Source organism: Streptomyces sp. NPDC044002 (genome assembly GCF_056434525.1).
Genome location: NZ_JBWKEZ010000016.1, coordinates 83,815 through 103,164, shown reverse-complemented (window position 1 = coordinate 103,164; position 19,350 = coordinate 83,815). Strand labels below are relative to the sequence as shown.

17 protein-coding genes are annotated in these 19,350 nt (G+C 72.0%); 4 read left to right on the top strand and 13 right to left on the bottom strand.

The window, feature by feature from the left end:
• Positions 1-13 precede the first annotated feature (13 nt).
• The 8 genes from AC07A6_RS15055 to hrcA all read right to left on the bottom strand — a co-directional run bounded on the left by AC07A6_RS15055 (position 14) and on the right by hrcA (position 9,448).
• Positions 14-2,119: a PhoH family protein gene (locus AC07A6_RS15055; RefSeq protein WP_478777380.1), complete on the bottom strand. Its 2,106-nt coding sequence runs from the start codon at positions 2,117-2,119 to the stop codon at positions 14-16.
• A gap of 128 nt (positions 2,120-2,247) precedes the next feature.
• Positions 2,248-3,333: a carbohydrate kinase family protein gene (locus AC07A6_RS15050; protein ID WP_478777379.1), complete on the bottom strand. Its 1,086-nt coding sequence runs from the start codon at positions 3,331-3,333 to the stop codon at positions 2,248-2,250.
• A 302-nt stretch (positions 3,334-3,635) separates the two neighbouring features.
• Positions 3,636-4,550 carry a ribonuclease Z gene (locus AC07A6_RS15045; RefSeq protein ID WP_478777378.1) on the bottom strand — a complete coding sequence of 305 codons (915 nt, stop codon included), beginning with the start codon at positions 4,548-4,550 and terminating at the stop codon, positions 3,636-3,638.
• 3 nt (positions 4,551-4,553) lie between these two features.
• Positions 4,554-4,913, bottom strand: a complete 360-nt coding sequence (locus tag AC07A6_RS15040) for a histidine triad nucleotide-binding protein (RefSeq protein ID WP_362461962.1) — start codon at positions 4,911-4,913, stop codon at positions 4,554-4,556.
• A 375-nt stretch (positions 4,914-5,288) separates the two neighbouring features.
• Positions 5,289-6,035, bottom strand: coding sequence for a 16S rRNA (uracil(1498)-N(3))-methyltransferase (locus AC07A6_RS15035; protein ID WP_478777377.1), 747 nt, complete (start codon positions 6,033-6,035; stop codon positions 5,289-5,291).
• Positions 6,032-7,123: a nitronate monooxygenase gene (locus AC07A6_RS15030; protein ID WP_478777376.1), complete on the bottom strand. Its 1,092-nt coding sequence runs from the start codon at positions 7,121-7,123 to the stop codon at positions 6,032-6,034. The genes AC07A6_RS15035 and AC07A6_RS15030 overlap by 4 nt, the downstream gene beginning before the upstream one ends.
• Positions 7,124-7,291: 168 nt before the next feature.
• Positions 7,292-8,431, bottom strand: a complete 1,140-nt coding sequence (gene dnaJ, locus AC07A6_RS15025; RefSeq protein ID WP_007263998.1) for a molecular chaperone DnaJ — start codon at positions 8,429-8,431, stop codon at positions 7,292-7,294.
• The gene (hrcA, locus tag AC07A6_RS15020) at positions 8,432-9,448 is read right to left on the bottom strand and encodes a heat-inducible transcriptional repressor HrcA (RefSeq protein ID WP_362474602.1); all 1,017 of its coding nucleotides are present in this window, start codon (positions 9,446-9,448) and stop codon (positions 8,432-8,434) included.
• Positions 9,449-9,608: 160 nt separating this feature from the next.
• Between hrcA and AC07A6_RS15015 the strand changes: the two genes are divergently transcribed.
• Complete coding sequence (locus AC07A6_RS15015) at positions 9,609-10,340, top strand: MBL fold metallo-hydrolase (RefSeq protein ID WP_362474599.1); 732 nt, start codon at positions 9,609-9,611, stop codon at positions 10,338-10,340.
• A 28-nt stretch (positions 10,341-10,368) separates the two neighbouring features.
• Positions 10,369-11,178, top strand: coding sequence for a DUF3097 domain-containing protein (locus AC07A6_RS15010; protein ID WP_478777375.1), 810 nt, complete (start codon positions 10,369-10,371; stop codon positions 11,176-11,178).
• Here AC07A6_RS15010 and AC07A6_RS15005 read toward each other — a convergent pair.
• From AC07A6_RS15005 to lepA, 4 genes are all read right to left on the bottom strand, one after another.
• Positions 11,156-11,734 (bottom strand): Uma2 family endonuclease, encoded by a 579-nt coding sequence (locus AC07A6_RS15005; RefSeq protein WP_478777374.1) that lies wholly within the window; start codon positions 11,732-11,734, stop codon positions 11,156-11,158. The genes AC07A6_RS15010 and AC07A6_RS15005 overlap by 23 nt on opposite strands.
• 100 nt (positions 11,735-11,834) lie before the next feature.
• Positions 11,835-13,067 carry a radical SAM family heme chaperone HemW gene (hemW, locus tag AC07A6_RS15000; protein ID WP_478777373.1) on the bottom strand — a complete coding sequence of 411 codons (1,233 nt, stop codon included), beginning with the start codon at positions 13,065-13,067 and terminating at the stop codon, positions 11,835-11,837.
• A 216-nt stretch (positions 13,068-13,283) separates the two neighbouring features.
• Positions 13,284-15,176 carry an AMP-dependent synthetase/ligase gene (locus tag AC07A6_RS14995; RefSeq protein ID WP_362472397.1) on the bottom strand — a complete coding sequence of 631 codons (1,893 nt, stop codon included), beginning with the start codon at positions 15,174-15,176 and terminating at the stop codon, positions 13,284-13,286.
• Between the two features lie 189 nt (positions 15,177-15,365).
• Positions 15,366-17,231, bottom strand: coding sequence for a translation elongation factor 4 (gene lepA, locus AC07A6_RS14990; protein WP_362472400.1), 1,866 nt, complete (start codon positions 17,229-17,231; stop codon positions 15,366-15,368).
• A gap of 210 nt (positions 17,232-17,441) precedes the next feature.
• Between lepA and rpsT the strand changes: the two genes are divergently transcribed.
• Positions 17,442-17,702 (top strand): 30S ribosomal protein S20, encoded by a 261-nt coding sequence (gene rpsT / locus AC07A6_RS14985; RefSeq protein WP_030030523.1) that lies wholly within the window; start codon positions 17,442-17,444, stop codon positions 17,700-17,702.
• A 346-nt stretch (positions 17,703-18,048) separates the two neighbouring features.
• Here the strand turns inward: rpsT and holA are convergent, their stop codons facing one another.
• A complete protein-coding gene (gene holA / locus AC07A6_RS14980; RefSeq protein ID WP_478777372.1) occupies positions 18,049-19,044 on the bottom strand; it encodes a DNA polymerase III subunit delta in 996 nt (331 codons plus the stop codon).
• A 61-nt stretch (positions 19,045-19,105) separates the two neighbouring features.
• Between holA and AC07A6_RS14975 the strand changes: the two genes are divergently transcribed.
• Positions 19,106-19,348 carry a hypothetical protein gene (locus AC07A6_RS14975; RefSeq protein WP_478777371.1) on the top strand — a complete coding sequence of 81 codons (243 nt, stop codon included), beginning with the start codon at positions 19,106-19,108 and terminating at the stop codon, positions 19,346-19,348.
• Positions 19,349-19,350 lie beyond the last annotated feature (2 nt).

Genomic DNA, 19,350 nt, shown 5'->3' with positions numbered 1-19,350 from the left:
GGTGCGCTGGGTTCTACTTCCGCTGGTGGCCGTTCGGGGCCGGGTGGGCATCGTCGTACTTGGCGTACGCGTCGACGATACGGCCGACCAGCTTGTGCCGGACGACATCCTCGGACGTGAGCCGCGAGAAGTGGATGTCCGGCACCCCGTCGAGGATCTCCTGGACCTGACGCAGGCCGCTCTTGGCGCCGCCCGGGAGGTCGACCTGGGTGATGTCACCGGTGACGACGATCTTCGAGTCGAAGCCGAGCCTCGTCAGGAACATCTTCATCTGCTCGACGGTGGTGTTCTGCGCCTCGTCCAGGACGACGAAGGCGTCATTGAGGGTGTTGTGCGTCAGCAGGTAGTCCTGGGTGACGTACAGCGAGTCCTCGGCCGCGACCTGGATGCATACGGCTTCCTCACGCCCTGCGGGCTCGATGGAGTCGATGAAGCGCATCGGGCGCCCGCCGCCGGCCGCGTGGTACGCGTCCCGCTTGCGGGCGAGGCGGAACGGCTCGATTCCCTCGGGGAGCCGAATGTCGACGACGTGCGCGTCGAAACGGTGAGCCGCCAGGGCGGTTCCCCGCTCCCGGCCCTCGGCGCTGCGGCGCCGGCTATAGGCGACGCCGCCAAGCGATTGGACCAGGGCGACCACGTCGTCCCTCAGGACGATCGACGTGGTCGAGTACTGGATCCGGCAGGTGCGGCCTTGCTGGCCGACCGGGCCACCGTCGGAGTCGAGGAGGCCCTGGAGTACGGCGAGACGGACCTCCGCTGTGTTGAACAGGTAGTCGTCCGGCACGAACTTGGAGTGCGAACGGCTACCGAGGAGATCCAGCTCCCTCATGACCTTGGTCACGGGGTTCTCCAGGGTGACCACGTCACCGGGCGACTTCACCCGGTTCAGGACGTAGTCGCAACCACCCTTGTGCCGCGCCGCCACTCCGGGCAGAGCCGCCTCCAGGGAGCGGACGAGGTCCTCGTCCTCAGTGGCGAACGAAGGCGTGGTGGAACCGGTCAGGCAACCGTCTCCGAGCAGGAGACCCAGGGCGTACGGGTCCATGGGAATCCGACGCTCGGGGAACTCGACGGGCGCGGTGAGGAGCGGCAGCTCGTAGCGGTGGGCGTGCGCCGCGCGGAGTTTGCCGATCATCTCCTTGGTCTCCAGGACCCGCCACGGCTTGTCACGGCGCTTGTCCGACGCTGTACGGACCGTCCACAGGTGCTCGCCGCAGCACAGGGTCCAGGAGCCGTCCTGGGCCGTGACGCGGTAGATGTCCTTCTCACCCTGCGGGTAGACGCCGAGGACTGGCGTCGGCTCACCGTTCGACCCGACGACGAGGTCACCGACCTGGAGGTCGCCGATAGGGCGCCAGCCGTCCGGGGTCAGTACCTTCGTGAAGACGGGTTGCGCTCTTCCGCGCATGTACGCCAGCGGCGCCACCTCGATCGTGCCCGCCGCCATCAGGCGCGGGATCGAATCCGGGTCGAGCATGTCGTGCAGGGCGTCGTAGAGCGGCCGCAGGTACGGGTCGATCTTGTCGAAGAGGGTGCCCGGCAGGAAGCCGAGCCGCTCGCCCGCCTCGACGGCGGGGCGGGTCAGGATGATCCGGCTGACCTGCTTGGACTGCAGCGCCTGGACCGCCTTCGCCATGGCGAGGTAGGTCTTGCCGGTACCGGCGGGGCCGATGCCGAAGACGATCGTGTTCTTGTCGATCGCGTCGACGTACCGCTTCTGGTTGAGGGTCTTGGGGCGGATGGTGCGGCCGCGGCTGGAGAGGATGTTCTGGGTGAGCACCTCGGCCGGGGTCTCCGTGTCACCGCCACCGCTCCCGTTCGCCTTGAGCATGGCGATCGAGCGTTCCACTGCGTCCTCCGTCATCGGCTGCCCGGTGCGGAGCACCAGCATCATCTCGTCGAACAGGCGCTGGATCAGGGCGACTTCCGCCGCCGCTCCGATCGCGCTGACCTGATTGCCCCGAACATGGATGTCGGCCTTCGGGAAAGCCTTTTCGATCACGCGCAGCAGGGCGTCGCCCGAGCCGAGCACGGTCACCATCGGGTGCGTCGCCGGGACCGTGAAATGGGCTCGCGCCTGGCCCGGCGCCGGGGTGTGGGCTGTCGGTGTCTGAGTCATGGGCCGGCACTGTGGCCTGCGCATACCTCCCACTGAGGGGCCGATCCGAGCGTCGGCCTCCGGAGTACCAAGGGTACGTCCACCCCGGGGCGGGCCCGAGGGGTTTTCCGGGCGGGCCGGGAAGCGGCCTAGACGGGGTGCCGGAAGCCGATGGTGGGGACCGCGCGGCGGCGCGGGGAGGGGGCCGCGCCCGGCGGGACGAGGGCGTCCAGGAAGGCGTAGCGGTCCCGCAGGGCGTCGGGGGCCGTGCGCCACCAGTGGGCCACCTCCGGCCAGCCCGGGGCGGAGAGGGAGCCCCCGAACTCCTGCACCGACAGGGCCGCGGTCAGCCCGGCGAAGGCCAGCCGGTCGGCGAGCGGCCACCCCGCGAGGCTGCCGGTGACGAACCCGGCCACGAACACGTCCCCGGCCCCGGTCGGGTCCAGGGCCTCCACCGTGATCGCGGGGACCTCCGCGGTCTCCCCGGTGCGGCTGTCGACCGCGTACGCGCCCTCCGAGCCCATGGTCACCACCGCGACCGGGACCTTCTCCGCGAGGGCCCGGGCCGCGGTGCGCGGACACTCGGTCCGCGTGTAGCGCATCGCCTCCCCCGCGTTGGGCAGGAACGCCTCGCAGTGCTGGAGGTCGGCCAGGGCGCCCAGGTCCCACCGCCCGGTCTCGTCCCAGCCGACGTCCGCGAAGATCCGCGAGCCCCGGCGGGCCGCCTCGGAGATCCAGTCCTCGCCCTGCCCGGCGCCGAGCGAGGCCACCGCCGCCCGGGCCTTCGGGGGGCACCACGGGAAGGGGCCGGGGCCCGCCGGGGGCGGTGCCTCGTGGCCGTGGGAGACCATCGTGCGCTCGCCCTCGTACGCCATGGAGACCGTGACGGGGCTGTGCCAGCCGGGGATGGTGTGCGACATGGACAGGTCGATGCCCTCGCCCTGTTCCAGGGCGTCCCAGCAGTACTCGCCGTAGTGGTCGTCGCCGAAGGCGGCGGCCAGCGAGGTGCGCAGGCCGAGGCGGGCGAGGGCGGTGGCCATGTTGGCGACGCCGCCGGGGCTGGAGCCCATGCCGCGCGCCCAGGACTCCGTACCGCGCACGGGGGCGGAGTCGAGGCCGGTGAAGATGATGTCGAGGAAGACCGTGCCGGTCAGGAAGACGTCACAGCCCGGCTCGTGGGGGTCGCGCACCGGGCGGAGCGGGTCGAGGGTGATGCGGCTGTCCCGACTGGTCACGGCGTACTCCCCGTTGATGTGTCGTTTCTGCGTACGGGCCGGAAAGCTGCCAGCCCTGCCCGGGCCCGACCGGACCAAACCCCAGTGTGACGCACCTCACCGGACGCCGGACGCCACCGGACGCACTAGGGGGTGTCCGCAAAGTGGCGCCTGCCCCGCGACGCCCGGCACGCGCTCTCGCCGCACCGGGCGAAAGACCGAGTACGTCCAGTACGAGGCCTTCCGCCCGGCACGCCGAGAGCACGCACCGGACGCCGCAGGGCCCGCCCTCCGGGCGGACGGCGCCACTTTGCGGACACCCCCTAGCGCTTCGGCAGCGCCACCCGCCCCAGGTCCGCCGCGACCGTCAGCTCGCCCTCGAACCCCGCCGCGCGGGCCTCGCGTTCGAACTCCGACGGGTCCGCGTACCGCTGCGAGAAGTGCGTCAGCACCAGGTGCCGCACCCCGGCGTCCCGCGCCACCCGCGCCGCCTGTCCGGCGGTGAGGTGGCCGTGGTCCTCGGCCAGCCGGACGTCCGCGTCGAGGAAGGTCGACTCGATGACCAGCATGTCGCAGCCCTCCGCCAGCGCGTCCACGCCCTCGCAGAGCCGCGTGTCCATGACGAAGGCGAACCGCTGCCCCGGCCGGTGCTCGCTGACGGCCTCCAGCGTGACCTCGCCCTCCGGCCGCTCCAGCCGCCCCTCGCGCTGGATCCGGCCCACGTCCGGCCCCTTGATCCCGTACCGCGCGAGCAGCGCGGGGACCATCCGGCGCCCGTCCGGCTCGGTCAGCCGGTAGCCGAAGGACTCCACCGGGTGCGAGAGCCGCCGCGCCTCCAGGACGTACGAGGGCCCGCTCGCGAGCACCCCGTCCGCGGCGACCGGCTCCTCCCGCAGCGCCACGGTCTCCCGGTAGGCGGTGGCGTACCGCAGCCGGTCGAAGAACTTCTGCCCCGAGGCCGGGTAGTGCGCCGTCACGGGGTGCGGGACCTGGTCGAGGTTGATCCGCTGGATCACCCCGGCCAGGCCGAGGCTGTGGTCGCCGTGGAAGTGCGTGACGCAGATCCGGTTGATGTCGTGCGCGGCGACCCCGGCCCGCAGCATCTGCCGCTGCGTGCCCTCGCCCGGGTCGAAGAGGATGCCCTCACCGTCCCAGCGCAACAGGTAGCCGTTGTGGTTGCGGTGCCGGGTGGGGACCTGGCTGGCGGTGCCGAGGACCACGAACTCGCGTACGGACACGGCTTATCCGGGCGGCCACTGGAGGCCGCGGCCACCCAGGACGTGCAGGTGGGCGTGGAAGACGGTCTGGCCCGCGCCGGCCCCGGTGTTGAACACGACCCGGTACCCGTGCTCGGCGATCTTCTCCTCCGCGGCGATCTCCCCGGCCTCACGCAGTATGTCGGCGATCACGGCCGGCTCGGCGGCGGCGAGGGAGGCCGCGTCCGGGTAGTGCACCTTGGGGATGACGAGCACGTGGGTCGGCGCCTGCGGGTTGATGTCCCGGAAGGCGATCGTGGTCTCGGTCTCCCGGACCACGGTCGCCGGCACCTTGCCGTCGACGATCTTGCAGAACAGGCAGTCCGCCTGCGGTTCCCCGGCCATTCGCTGCCGCCTCCCGTGACGTTGATCGGTCGGGGCATGCTATCGGCCCCGCGCCGGGGGCTGCCGCCCCATATCCCGTCCGCCGACGGCGCCCCGCTGCGCGGGGCCGGGTCCCCTACCCGCCCTTCGCCCGTTCCCAGGGGCTCCGCCCCTGACCCCGGTCCTCAAACGCCGGACGGGCTGGATGATCCAGCCTCGCCGGCGTTTGAGGCGCGGGGGTCTGGGGGCGGAGCCCCCAGGGGGGTCCGGGGCGGAGCCCCGGGGAACGGGCGAAGGGCGGGGCGGGGAGCAGCCCGCGCAGCGGCGCCCCCGCCCCACCGCACCGGCCCCGCAGGGCAAGGCCCCGAACCGGCAACCGCCCGGCCAGGGCAGGGGCTACGACCAGCGCCCCGTACGGGCCAGCAGGACGGCCGTCGCCGCCGTGCCGGCCGTCGACGTGCGCAGAACCGACCGCCCCAGCCGGTACGGCGCGGCCCCCGCCTCCGCGAAGACGGCCAGCTCCTCCGGCGAGACCCCGCCCTCCGGGCCGACCACCAGCACCACCGACCCCTTCTCCGGCAGCGGAGCCGTCGCCAGCGCCGCCGACGGGGTGTCCCGGTCCTCGTGCAGCACCACCGCCAGGTCGGCCTGCGCCAGCAGCGCGGCCACCTGCTTCGTGGACATCGCCTCGGCCACCTCCGGGAACCGGACCCGGCGCGACTGCTTGCCCGACTCCCGCGCCGTGGAACGCCACTTGGCCAGGGACTTCGCCCCCCGGTCGCCGCGCCACTGCGTGATGCACCGCGAGGCCTGCCACGGCACGATGGCGTCGACGCCGGTCTCCGTCATCGTCTCGACGGCCACCTCGCCCCGGTCGCCCTTCGGCAGCGCCTGCACCACGGTGATCCGGACGTCGGGCTCCGGCTCCTCCAGCACGCTCTCCAGGTCCATGACCACCAGGCGGTCCTTGCCCTCGGCCGCCTTGACCACGCCCTCGGCCCACCGGCCGCGCCCGTCCGTGAGGACCACGTCCTCGCCCGGGTTCAGCCGCTTCACGGACACCGCGTGCCGCCCCTCGGGGCCGTCCAGCACGAACTCCGGCCCCGCCGGAACCTCTTCGACCACGAACACGGGGGCCGTCATGACGTTCTCCTCATCTGCAATGCGTTCAACGCGTCCTGTGCCCCGGCCAGTTCGGCCGCCAGCACCTCCACCAGCTCCCCGGCCGGCAGCGCCCGCGCCAGCCGGTGCCCCTGGCCCGCCCACAGGGACATGCCCTGCGGGTCGCCGGCCGCCGCGGCCGCCTTGCGCAGCCCGGCGGTCATGTGGTGGACCTGGGGGTAGGCGGCCGGGGCGTACGGCCCGTGCTCCCGCACGAACCGGTTGACCAGGCCACGCGCGGGCCGGCCCGTGAAGGCCCGGGTCAGTTCCGTGTGCGGGAACATCGGGTCGGTCAGGGCCTTCTTGTGCAGCGGGTGCGCGCCCGACTCCGGGCAGGCCAGGAAGGCCGTGCCGAGCTGCGCCGCGTCCGCTCCCGCCGCCAGCACCGCCGCGATCTGCGCGCCGCGCATCAGGCCGCCCGCCGCGATGATGGGCAGGGCCACGGCCTCCCGTACCTGCGCGACGAGCGCGAGCAGGCCGACGCCGGCCGTGCCGTCGGCCTCCGGGTCGTCGCGGTGGGTGCCCTGGTGGCCGCCCGCCTCGACGCCCTGGACGCAGACGGCGTCGGCGCCCGCCGCCTGAGCGGAGCGGGCCTCCTCGACCGAGGTGACGGTGACGACGGTACGGGTGCCGGCCCCGCGCAGCCGGGCGAGCACACCGGGCGCGGGCGTGCCGTAGGTGAAGGAGACCTCCGGGACGGGGTCCTCCAGCAGGATGGCCAGCTTCGCCTCGTACCCGTCGTCGCTGTTGCCGACGGTGTCCTCGGGGGCGAGCGAGACCTCGTACCAGCCGGCCTCGCCGGCCAGCTGCCCGCGGTAGGTCTCGACGGCGGCCGGGTCGACGTAGCCGGTCTGCGGCATGAAGAGGTTCACGCCGAAGGGCCGCCGGGTGAGGCCGCGCGTCTGCTTGATCTCCTGGTACATGCCGTCGGCGGTCTTGTAGCCGCCGGCCAGGTATCCGAGGCCGCCGGCCTCGCACACGGCGGCGACGAGCGGCGGGCAGGAGGCGCCGCCCGCCATGGGAGCCTGCACGATCGGGTACTGGGGGAGACCGTTCGGTGCGGAGGACATGGACTGCATCGTGCCACGTCCGGGCCACCGGGCCGAACCGTCGCATTCGCCTGGCATAGTCCGCTTCCCCGGCGTGTCCGGGAATCGCCGCGCGCGGTGTCCCGGAACGCACGGAGCCCGGACCGGGATGACCCCGGACCGGGCTCGTACGAGTGCTCCGGACCTGCCTCAGCGCCCGTTGAACGCGTCCTTCAGGCGGCTGAACAGGCCCTGCTGGCCGGGGGCGAACTGGCCCATCGGCCGCTCCTCGCCGCGCAGCTTCGCGAGCTGGCGCAGCAGCTCCTCCTGCTGGGCGTCCAGCTTGCCGGGGGTGGTGACCTCGACGTGGACGATCAGGTCGCCGCGGCCGCCGCCGCGCAGGTGGGTGACGCCCCGCCCGTGCAGCGGGATGGCCTGGCCGGACTGGGTGCCGGGCCGGATGTCGATCTCCTCCATGCCGTCCAGCGTCTCCAGCGGGCACTTGGTGCCCAGGGCCGCGGCCGTCATGGGGATGGTGACCGTGCAGTGCAGGTCGTCCCCGCGCCGCTGGAAGGTCGGGTGCGGCAGCTCGTGGATCTCCACGTAGAGGTCGCCGGCGGGGCCGCCGCCGGGGCCGACCTCGCCCTCGCCCGCGAGCTGGATCCGGGTGCCGTTCTCGACACCGGCGGGGATCTTGACGGTGAGGCTGCGGCGGGAGCGGACCCGGCCGTCGCCCGCGCACTCGGGGCACGGGGTCGGGACCACGGTGCCGAAGCCCTGGCACTGCGGGCAGGGGCGCGAGGTCATGACCTGGCCCAGGAAGGACCGGGTGACCTGGGAGACCTCACCGCGGCCGCGGCACATGTCACAGGTCTGCGCCGAGGTGCCGGGAGCGGCGCCCTCGCCGGAGCAGGTGCCGCAGACGACGGCGGTGTCGACCTGGATGTCCTTGGTCGTGCCGAAGGCGGCCTCGTCCAGCTCCAGGTCCAGACGGATCATGGCGTCCTGGCCGCGGCGGGTCCGCGAGCGCGGGCCGCGCTGCGAGGCCTGGCCGAAGAAGGCGTCCATGATGTCGGAGAAGTTGCCGAAGCCGCCCGCTCCGAAGCCGCCCGCGCCGCCACCGCCGCCCGAGGAGGACAGCGGGTCGCCGCCGAGGTCGTAGACCTGCTTCTTCTGCGGGTCCGAGAGGACCTCGTAGGCCGCGTTGATCTCCTTGAAGCGCTCCTGCGTCTTCGGGTCCGGATTCACGTCCGGGTGGAGTTCACGGGCGAGGCGGCGGAAGGCCTTCTTGATCTCGTCCTGCGATGCGTCGCGGCGCACGCCGAGAACGGCGTAGTAGTCCGTGGCCACTTACGACTCCGCCAGGATCTGTCCGACGTAACGTGCCACTGCGCGTACCGCTCCCATCGTTCCGGGGTAGTCCATGCGGGTCGGTCCGACCACGCCGAGTTTGGCGACTGCTTCGCCGCCCGAACCGTAGCCGACGGACACGACCGACGTGGAGTTGAGTCCCTCGTAGGCGTTCTCGTGACCGATCCTTACGGCCATTCCCGACTCACCGGCCTCGCCCAGCAGCTTCAGGAGCACGACGTGCTCCTCCAGCGCCTCGAGCACGGGCCTGATGGTCAAGGGAAAGTCATGTCCGAAGCGGGTGAGGTTGGCGGTGCCGCCGATCATCAGCCGCTCCTCCGCCTCCTCGGCCAGCGTTTCGAGAAGGGTCGCGAGGACGGCCTTGACGGTCGCCCGGTCGTCGATCTCGAACGACTCCGGAAGGTCCTGCACCAGCTGCGGCACGTCCGTGAAGCGGCGGCCGACGACCCTGCTGTTCAGACGCGCCCGCAGGTCGGCGAGGGAGTTCTCGCCGAAGGGGGTCTGGGTGTCGACGAGGCGCTGCTCGACGCGGCCGGTGTCGGTGATCAGTACGAGCATCAGCCGGGCCGGGGCCAGCGACAGCAGCTCGACGTGCCGCACGGTGGAGCGGGTCAGCGACGGGTACTGGACGACGGCGACCTGCCGGGTGAGCTGCGCGAGCAGCCGTACCGTGCGGCCGACCACGTCGTCGAGGTCGACGGCGCCGTCGAGGAAGTTCTGGATGGCCCGGCGCTCGGGCGTCGACAGCGGCTTGACGCCGGCCAGCTTGTCGACGAAGAGGCGGTAGCCCTTGTCCGTGGGGATCCGGCCGGCGCTGGTGTGGGGCTGGGCGATGTAGCCCTCCTCCTCCAGCACGGCCATGTCGTTGCGCACGGTCGCGGGCGAGACGCCCAGCTTGTGGCGCTCGGTGAGGGCCTTGGAGCCGACGGGCTCCTCCGTCCCGACGTAGTCCTGGACGATGGCGCGCAGCACCTCGAGTCTGCGTTCGCTGAGCATCGCGCACACCTCCGGATGCGGTCGGTCGTCTGCCTGGCCGTCGGGGCCGGCCCTGGCCTTGTTGGCACTCTGCGCGTGTGAGTGCCAGAGATCCCCCGGTCAGTGTACGGCCGGGTAGTACGCCGCAGGCAAGGGCGGCCCGCCAGGGTAGCGTCACCGCATGGACGTACGTTGGGAAGAGGCGGGCTGGGAAAGGGTCACCGGACGGGTCGGCCGGCGACGGCTACCGGTGTGGGACTGCACGGTGGGACTGGTGGTGGGGGACGAGTCGGTGCTGCTGATCGACCCGGGATCGTCCGTGCGCGAGGGCGCGCAGGTGCGCGCCGAGGCGGAGCGGCTCACGGGTCGCCGCGTGACCCATATCGCATTCACCCACGGACATTTCGACCACGTGCTGGGCGGAGCGGCCTTCGCGGGAGCCGAGTTCTTCGGGGCGGTCGGCCTGGAGCGGCTGCTGTCGACTCCGACGGGCCGCGAGGACGTGCGGGTGAGCGCGGTCCGGATGGGTCTGGCGGAGGAGGAGGCCGCGGAGGCGGCGGACCTGCTCCAGGCGCCCCGGCACCTGGTGTCGGGCGAGTGGACGCTGGAGCTGGGCGGGGTGCAGGTGCTGCTGGCGAACGTGGGGCCCGCGCACTCCGAGCACGACCTGGCGGTCTTCGTGCCGGGCGAGCGGGAGGCGGTGTTCTGCGGGGACCTGGTCGAGGAGTCGGGCGAGCCCCAGGCCGGCTCGGACGCGGTGCCGGGCCAGTGGCCGGCCGCCCTGGACCGGCTGCTGTCGCTGGGCGGTGACGACGCGGTGTACGTGCCGGGTCACGGAGCGCTGGTGGACGCGGGCTTCGTGCGTGCGCAACGCGACACACTGGCGGCCAGGTTCGGCGTGTCGGGGGCGTGAGGGCGCCGGCTCTCCTAGTGTCGGCCGGATGCGTGAGTACTCCCCCGACCTGACCCCGCAGTGGAAGCGCTCCAAGCCGGTGCCGGAGGTGCCGGCGGACCCGGACCTGGTGGTCGAGGTGGCGGGTACGGACTTCTGCGGCGCGGTGGTGGCCTGCGAGGCGGGCACGGTGACCCTGGAGGACCGCTTCGGCAAGCGCCGGGTCTTCCCGCTGGAGCCGCGCGGCTTCCTGCTGGACGGCGCGGTGGTGACCCTGACCCGCCCCGCGCGGGGGTCCGCCGCGCCGGCCCGTACGGCTTCGGGCTCGATCGCCGTCCCGGGGGCGCGGGCGCGGGTGGCGCGGGCGGGGCGGATCTACGTGGAGGGGCGGCACGACGCCGAGCTGGTCGAGCGGGTCTGGGGCGACGACCTGCGGATCGAGGGCGTGGTGGTGGAGTACCTGGAGGGCGTGGACGACCTGGCGGCGGTGGTCGCGGAGTTCGCCCCCGGCCCGGACGCCCGTCTGGGCGTCCTGGTCGACCACCTCGTACCGGGCTCGAAGGAGTCCCGGATCGCGGCCTCGGTGACGGGGCCGGACGTGCTGGTGGTGGGCCACCCGTACGTGGACGTCTGGCAGGCGGTGAAGCCGTCGGCACTGGGCATCCGGGCGTGGCCGGAGGTGCCGCGGGGGCAGGACTGGAAGACGGGCGTCTGCCGGGCGCTGGGCTGGCCGGAGAACACGGGGGCCGCCTGGCAGCACATCCTGTCCCGGGTGACGTCCTACCGGGACCTGGAGCCGACGCTGCTGGGGCGGGTGGAGGAGCTGATCGACTTCGTCACGGCCGGCGGTGCCGCTTGAGCTTGGGCAGGGTGCCGAACTCGGTGGTGTCCAGCTCGATACCGAGAATATCGAGGGGCACGGATTGCCCGAACGGTACTCGGAGCTCCACCTGGTAATCAGCCGCCTCACCAGCACCCGTCGGCTTGGTCAGCAGCACGCATCCGGCATAGAACGGGTCGATGATCAGATAGGCAGGCACCCTGCCGGCCGCGTACAGGGCTCGTTTGAGGCCGTAGTCCCGGTCGATGCTCGACTTCGACACCACCTCCACCAGCAGCGTGATCACCTCAGATGGCATCAAGCGGCCGATCCCCGGACCCACGCCTCGCTCCACCACAACCAGATCCGGCTGAGGCTCACTGGTTTCCTCAAGAATCGCAATGTCCTGCGTCTGCAGCCGTCGCCAGTTGGCTCGCGGAATCTGATCCTGGACCGCCTCCACAATGTCGTTGTGGACCACGTCGGGTCCCGCCATCATCACGATGTCCCCCCGCAGAAGCTCGATCTTGAAGTGACCGAAGAGCTCGGGATGCTCGTCGAACACGGCGTTGATCTCTTCGTACACAGCGGTCATCTCCGTGGTCCTCCACATCAGCCGCGTGCCGTTGCTGGCAGGCTACGGACAGCGTAGGCAGGAAGCGCCCAGTTACGGGGGGATTCACCCGCCCGGGGGATCAGTCCACCAGGTCCCGCACCACCGCGTCCGCCAGCAGCCGCCCGCGCAGGGTCAGGACCGCCTGTCCGGCCTCGTACGGGGCCGCCTCCAGCAGGCCGTCGGCGAGGGCGCGGCGGGAGGCCGCCAGGCCCGCGGGGGCCAGCAGGGACAGCGGGACGCCGTCGACCAGGCGGAGCTCCAGCAGGATGCGCTCCACGCGGCGGTCCTCCGCCGACAGCAGCTCGCGGCCCGCGCCCGGGGAGCGGCCCTCCGCGAGGGCGGCCGCGTAGGCGCCGGGGTGCTTCACGTTCCACCAGCGGACCCCGCCGACGTGGGAGTGGGCTCCGGGGCCCGCGCCCCACCAGTCGGCGCCGCGCCAGTACAGCTCGTTGTGCAGGCAGCGGCCGGCCTCGGTGGTGGCCCAGTTCGAGACCTCGTACCAGGAGTACCCGGCCTCGGCCATGACCTGGTCGGCGATCAGGTACCGGTCGGCGTGGACATCGTCGTCGGTCATCGGGACCTCGCCGCGGCGGATCCGGCGGGCCAGCTGGGTGCCCTCCTCGACGATCAGGGCGTACGCGCTGATGTGGTCGGGGCCGGCGCCGAGCGCGGCCTCCAGGGAGGCCCGCCAGTCGTCGTCGGACTCGCCGGGGGTGCCGTAGATCAGGTCGAGGTTGACGTGCTCGAAGCCCGCCGCGCGCGCCTCGGCCACGCAGGCCTCGGGGCGGCCGGGTGTGTGGGTGCGGTCGAGGACCTTCAGGACGTGCTGCTTCGCGCTCTGCATGCCGAAGGAGATCCGGTTGAAGCCGCCGGCGCGCAGCTCGGCCAGGTACTCGGGGTTCACGGACTCCGGGTTGGCCTCGGTGGTGACCTCGGCGTCCTCGGCGAGCCCGAACTCGTCGCGGATCGCCGCGAGCATGCGTACGAGGTCCCCGGCGGGCAGCAGCGTGGGCGTGCCGCCGCCGACGAAGACGGTCCGCACGGCGCGCGGGTCGTCGCCGAGCACCTTGCGGGCGAGGCGGACCTCGTCGATCAGGGTGTCGGCGTAGTTCTCCCGGGAGGCGAGGACGCCGCCGGTGCCGCGCAGCTCGGTGGCGGTGTAGGTGTTGAAGTCGCAGTACCCGCAGCGGGTGGCGCAGTACGGGACGTGCAGGTAGAACCCGAGCGGCCGCTCCCCGGCGCCCTCCAGGGCGTGCGACGGCAGCGAGCCGTCTTCGGGCATGGGGTCACCATCGGGCAGTGCGGAAGGCATGCCGCCATTGTCCCGCACTCGCCGTGGCCCGGCGGCCCGCGCCGGGACGGGCGCGGGGCCGCGTACGGCGGACGTGGGCGCGCAGGACCCGGCCCCCGGGCCCCGGCCGCGCGACCGGACACCGCCCGCGTCGCCGCGCACGGCTCGTGCGGGGCCCGGCCGCGGGGCCTGCGGGGCGGCCGCGCCGCCCCGCCCCGTCCGGCCCGCCGCGGGGCGTCAGGCCTCGCGGGAGCCCTCGTACATCTCCTCGATGAGGTGCTTGAACTCACGCTCGACGACCGGCCGCTTCAGCTTGAGGCTGGGGGTGAGGTCGCCGTGCTCGACGTCGAGGTCGCGCGGCAGGATCCGGAACTTCTTGATCGTCTGCCAGCGCTGGAGGCCCTCGTTGAGGGTCTGGATGTAGGTCTCGACCAGCCGGTTGGTCTCGGCCGCGGCGAGGACCTGGCCGTACGTCTTGCCTTCCAGGCCGTTCTCGGCGGCCCAGCCGAGGATGGCGGGCTCGTCGAGGGCGATGAGGGCGGAGCAGAAGTTCCGGTCGGCGCCGTGGACGACGATGGTCGACACGTACGGGCAGATCGCCTTGAACTGGCCCTCGATCTCCGCCGGGGCGACGTACTTGCCGCCGGAGGTCTTGATCAGGTCCTTCTTGCGGTCGGTGATGCGCAGGTAGCCGTCCGGGGAGAGCTCGCCGATGTCACCGGTGTGCAGCCAGCCGTCGCTTTCGAGGACCTCGGCGGTCTTCTCGGGCTGGCCGTGGTAGCCCTGCATGATGCCGGGGCCGCGCAGCATGACCTCGCCGTCGTCGGCGATGCGGACCTCGGTGCCGGGGAGCGGCTTGCCGACCGTGCCGGTGCGGTAGGCCTCGCCGGGGTTGACGAAGGAGGCCGCGCTGGACTCGGTGAGGCCGTAGCCCTCCAGGATGTGGATGCCCGCGCCGGAGAAGAAGTAGCCGATCTCGGGGGCCAGGGCGGAGGCGCCGGACACGGCGGCGCGCAGGCGGCCGCCGAAGGCCTCTCGGAGCTTGGAGTAGACGAGCGTGTCGGCGACCTTGTGCTTGGCGGAGAGCGCGAAGGGGGCGGTGGCCCGGCCGGTGCGGCGGTAGTTGTCCTGGGTGACCTTGGCGTACTCGCGGGCGACGCCCACCGACCACTGGAAGATCTTGTACTTGGCCCCGCCGCCGGCCCGGGCCTTGGCGGCCACGCCGTTGTAGACCTTCTCGAAGATGCGCGGGACGGCCGCCATGTAGGTGGGCTGGACGACCGGCAGGTTCTCGATGATCTTGTCGATGCGGCCGTCGACGGCGGTGACGTGGCCGACCTCGATCTGGCCGGAGGTGAGCACCTTGCCGAAGACGTGGGCGAGCGGCAGCCACAGGTACTGGACGTCGTCCGAGTGGATCATGCCGGTGGCCACGGTGGCCTTGGCCATGTACGACCAGTTGTCGTGCGGCAGGCGTACGCCCTTGGGGCGGCCGGTGGTGCCGGAGGTGTAGATGAGGGTGGCGAGCTGGTCGGGGGTGATGGCCGCGATCCGGTCCTTGACCGCCGCGGGGTGCTTGGCGAGGTGCTCCTTGCCGCGCTCCTCCAGCTCGGCGAGGGAGAGCACCCAGCCCTCCGGGTCGCCCTCGGCGGGCACGGCGTCGGCCGCCTCCAGTACCACCACGTGGGCGAGGTCGGGGAGGTCGGCGCGGCGCTCGCGGGCCTTGGCCAGCTGCTTGGCGTCCTCGGCGATCAGCACCCGGCTCTCGGAGTCCGAGAGGATGAAGGAGGACTCCTCTGCGTTGGTGCTGGGGTAGATCGTGGTCACCGCGCCGCCCGCGCACATGACGCCGAGGTCGCAGAGGATCCACTCGACGCGGGTGTTGGAGGCGAGCGCGACGCGCTGCTCGGAGTGCAGGCCGAGGGAGATCAGTCCGGCGGCGATGGCGAAGACCCGGTCGGCGGCCTGCCCCCAGCTGAGCGACTTCCAGTCGTCGGGACCACCCTCGCGGCCGGCCGCGGCCACGGGGAAGCGGTAGGCCTCCGCGTTCGGCGTGGCGGCGACGCGGTCAAGGAAGAGGGCCGCCACGGTGGGCGGACGGTTCTCGATCAAGGTCTGTGTGTCGCTCACGGACGTCCTCCGGACCACGCGGCAGGGCCTGCTCGGGCTGGCTAGGGCATGACTACGGGCTTGTAACTGGCGAGTAACCAATGCTCAGAGTAGGGGGCCTCAGGCTGGCGCGTAAGGGCCAACCGGCGGCCGATTCATAACGAAAGAGGCCCCCGAGCCTACGCTCGGGGGCCTCTTTCGCATACGGCGCTACTTCTTCTTGCCGCCGGACTCGTCGCTGGACAGGACCGCGATGAAGGCCTCCTGCGGGACCTCCACGGAGCCGACCATCTTCATCCGCTTCTTGCCTTCCTTCTGCTTCTCCAGCAGCTTCCGCTTACGGGAGATGTCACCGCCGTAGCACTTGGCGAGGACGTCCTTGCGGATGGCGCGAATGGTCTCGCGGGCGATGACGCGGGAGCCGACGGCGGCCTGGATGGGCACCTCGAAGGCCTGTCGCGGGATGAGCTCGCGCAGCTTGGCGACCAGGCGCACGCCGTAGGCGTAGGCGGCGTCCTTGTGGCAGACGGCGGAGAAGGCGTCGACCTTGTCGCCGTGCAGCAGGATGTCGACCTTGACCAGGCTGGAGGCCTGCTCGCCGGTGGGCTCGTAGTCGAGCGAGGCGTAGCCGCGGGTCTTGGACTTCAGCTGGTCGAAGAAGTCGAAGACGATCTCCGCGAGCGGGAGGGTGTAGCGGATCTCGACGCGGTCCTCGGAGAGGTAGTCCATGCCGAGCAGGGTGCCGCGGCGGGTCTGGCAGAGCTCCATGATCGCGCCGATGAACTCGGTGGGCGCGAGGACGGTGGCCCGTACGACCGGCTCGAAGACGTCCTTGATCTTGCCTTCGGGGAACTCGCTCGGGTTGGTGACGGTGACCTCGGTGCGGTCCTCCATCACGACCCGGTAGACCACGTTGGGCGCGGTGGCGATCAGGTCGAGGCCGAACTCGCGCTCCAGGCGCTCGCGGACCACGTCCAGGTGCAGCAGGCCGAGGAAGCCGACGCGGAAGCCGAAGCCGAGCGCCGCCGAGGTCTCGGGCTCGTAGACGAGCGCGGCGTCGTTGAGCTGGAGCTTGTCCAGCGCCTCGCGCAGCTCCGGGTAGTCCGAGCCGTCGAGCGGGTACAGGCCCGAGAAGACCATCGGCTTCGGGTCCTTGTAGCCGCCGAGGGACTCGGTGGCGCCGCCCGTCTGCTGGGTGATGGTGTCGCCGACCTTGGACTGGCGGACGTCCTTCACACCGGTGATCAGGTAGCCCACCTCGCCGACGGAGAGGCCGTCGGCCGGCAGCATCTCCGGGGAGTTGGTGCCGATCTCCAGCAGCTCGTGCGTGGCGTTCGTGGACATCATCCGGATGCGCTCGCGCTTGTTGAGCGTGCCGTCGACCACACGGACGTACGTGACGACGCCCCGGTAGGAGTCGTAGACCGAGTCGAAGATCATCGCGCGGGCCGGGGCGTCCTTGACGCCGACCGGGGCCGGGACGGTCTCGACGACCTTGTTGAGCAGGGCGTCCACGCCGAGGCCGGTCTTCGCGGAGACCCGCAGGACGTCCTCGGGCTGGCAGCCGACCAGGTTCGCCAGCTCCTCGGCGAACTTCTCCGGCTGGGCGGCCGGCAGGTCGATCTTGTTCAGGACCGGGACGATCGCGAGGTCGTTCTCCATCGCCAGGTACAGGTTGGCGAGGGTCTGGGCCTCGATGCCCTGGGCGGCGTCCACCAGCAGGATCGTGCCCTCGCACGCGGCGAGGGAGCGCGAGACCTCGTAGGTGAAGTCGACGTGCCCGGGGGTGTCGATCATGTTCAGGATGTGCGTGGTGCCCGTGCCCGCGCCCTCGGTGGGGCTCCAGGGCAGGCGGACCGCCTGCGACTTGATCGTGATGCCGCGCTCACGCTCGATGTCCATGCGGTCGAGGTACTGGGCGCGCATCTGCCGCTGGTCGACGACGCCGGTGAGCTGGAGCATCCGGTCGGCGAGGGTCGACTTGCCGTGGTCGATGTGCGCGATGATGCAGAAATTACGGATCAGCGCCGGGTCGGTACGGCTCGGCTCGGGCACGTGGCTGGGGATGGCGGGCACGCAGTGTCCTGATTCTCGGTCGCTGTCGGATCTGCTGTCGGATCGGTAGGCAGACTTGTACGCAGACTCCCATGGTCCCATGGACGCGGGGATGCGCTCGGTTTGGGCCGCTCGAAGCGCGCCTGGTAGTCTGGGTGGCTGTGTCTCGCATGCCCTCTCAGCAGACGTGACACGAATCCGAAAAAACTCTGAACCTGAAAAGGCTCTTTCGTGGCGAACATCAAGTCCCAGATCAAGCGGAACAAGACCAACGAGAAGGCTCGCCTTCGCAACAAGTCGGTCAAGTCCGAGCTGCGCACCTTCATCCGCAAGGCCAACGAGGCGATCCTCGCGGGCGACGCGGAGAAGGCCACCGCTGCGGCCCGCCTGGCTTCCAAGAAGCTGGACAAGGCCGTCTCGAAGGGTGTCATCCACAAGAACGCCGCCGCCAACAAGAAGTCGGCGCTGGCCTCCAAGGTTGCCGCCATCTGAGTTCCGCACTCGATGTGATCGCCGGGACGGACCAAGCGGGCCCTCTCATCCGCTCCTGACCGGCACCCCGCGCCGCACGCGGCCTGCGTTCGCCACGCGGGTGCGGCGCACACAGCAGTGACCGAAGGCCCCGGTTCCCCCCTTCCCCAGGGAGGAACCGGGGCTTTCGCGTAGGCCCGCCAAATCCAGCCCCGCCAGCACCCTCCAGCCCCGCCGGCGTTTGAGGCGCGGGGGTCTGGGGGCGGAGCCCCCAGAGAACGGGTGAAGGGCGGGTAGGGGACAGTCCCGCGCAGCGGCCCCCGCAGCCCCGCGCACCCGCACCCGCACCCAAGCGGCAGCGCAGCGGCTAACGCCCCCGCGAGGCCCTGGCGGCGCGGGCCACGGCCACCACGGCCTTCTCCAGCGCGTACTCCGGGTCGTCCCCGCCGCCCTTGACCCCCGCGTCGGCCAGCGCCACCGCACGGAGCGCGTCCGCGACCCCGTCCGCCGACCAGCCCCGCATCTGCTGCCGGACCCGGTCGATCTTCCACGGCGGCATGCCGAGGTCCCGGGCGAGGTCGCCCGGACGGGCCCCGCGCGGGGCGGAGGCGAGCTTGCCGATGGCACGGACGGCCTGCGCCAGCGCGCTGGTGATCAGAACGGGTGCCACACCGGTCGCCAGGGACCAGCGGAGGGCTTCGAGGGCCTCCGCGGCCCGGCCCTCGACCGCCCGGTCGGCGACCGTGAAGCTGGACGCCTCCGCCCGGCCCGTGTAGTAGCGGCCGACCACGGCCTCGTCGATGGTGCCCTCGACGTCCGCGCACAGCTGCGCCGCCGCGCTCGCCAGCTCGCGCAGGTCGCTGCCGATCGCGTCCACCAGCGTCTGGCACGCCTCGGGGGTCGCCGAGCGCCCCAGGGTCCGGAACTCCCCGCGGACGAACGACAGCCGGTCCGCCGCCTTCGTCATCTTCGGGCAGGCGACCTCGCGGGCACCCGCCTTGCGCGCCGCGTCCAGCACGCCCTTGCCCTTGACCCCGCCCGCGTGCAGCAGGACGAGGGCGATCTCCTCGTACGGATCGGCGAGGTAGGCCTTGAGCTCCTTCACCGTGTCCGCCCCCAGGTCCTGCGCGTTCCGCACGATCAGGACCTTGCGTTCGGAGAACAGCGAGGGGCTGGTCAGCTCCGCCAGCGTGCCGGGCTGGAGCTGGTCGGAGGTGAGGTCCCGTACGTCGGTGTCGGCGTCGGCCGCGCGGGCCGCCGTCACCACGTCCCGTACGGCGCGGTCGAGCAGCAGGTCCTCCTGCCCCACCGCGAGGGTGATCGGGGCGAGCAGATCGTCGGTGGGGTTCTTCCTGGTGGCCATCGCCCCCAGCATCCCACGCCGCACTGACAGCACCCCTCGCCCGGTGCCCGAGAATGGTCGGGTGAACGTGCGACATGTACTGGTCCTGCCCGACCGCGACGCCGCCGAGGAGGTGGCCCAGGAGGTCGTCGACCGCTTCGGCCTCCCGGAGGAGCCCCAGCTGGTGCGCGACGCCCTCGCCGGCGAGGACGACGCCGAGGACGCCCAGTGGCTGGTGGTCGTCGAGGACCCCCAGGAGCGCCTCGACGCCACCTCGCTGGACGAACTCGCCGCCGAGTACGAGGGCTGGCTGGAAGCCCCGTAGGG

Coding starts and splice junctions, on each gene's coding strand:
- AC07A6_RS15055 (WP_478777380.1), bottom strand. CDS start 2,119: ATGACTCAGACACCGACAGCCCACACCCCGGCGCCGGGCCAGGCGCGA.
- AC07A6_RS15040 (WP_362461962.1), bottom strand. CDS start 4,913: ATGGCCGGGGAACCGCAGGCGGACTGCCTGTTCTGCAAGATCGTCGAC.
- AC07A6_RS15035 (WP_478777377.1), bottom strand. CDS start 6,035: ATGACGGCCCCCGTGTTCGTGGTCGAAGAGGTTCCGGCGGGGCCGGAG.
- AC07A6_RS15030 (WP_478777376.1), bottom strand. CDS start 7,123: ATGTCCTCCGCACCGAACGGTCTCCCCCAGTACCCGATCGTGCAGGCT.
- hrcA (WP_362474602.1), bottom strand. CDS start 9,448: ATGCTCAGCGAACGCAGACTCGAGGTGCTGCGCGCCATCGTCCAGGAC.
- AC07A6_RS15015 (WP_362474599.1), top strand. CDS start 9,609: ATGGACGTACGTTGGGAAGAGGCGGGCTGGGAAAGGGTCACCGGACGG.
- AC07A6_RS15010 (WP_478777375.1), top strand. CDS start 10,369: ATGCGTGAGTACTCCCCCGACCTGACCCCGCAGTGGAAGCGCTCCAAG.
- AC07A6_RS15005 (WP_478777374.1), bottom strand. CDS start 11,734: ATGACCGCTGTGTACGAAGAGATCAACGCCGTGTTCGACGAGCATCCC.
- hemW (WP_478777373.1), bottom strand. CDS start 13,067: ATGCCTTCCGCACTGCCCGATGGTGACCCCATGCCCGAAGACGGCTCG.
- holA (WP_478777372.1), bottom strand. CDS start 19,044: ATGGCCACCAGGAAGAACCCCACCGACGATCTGCTCGCCCCGATCACC.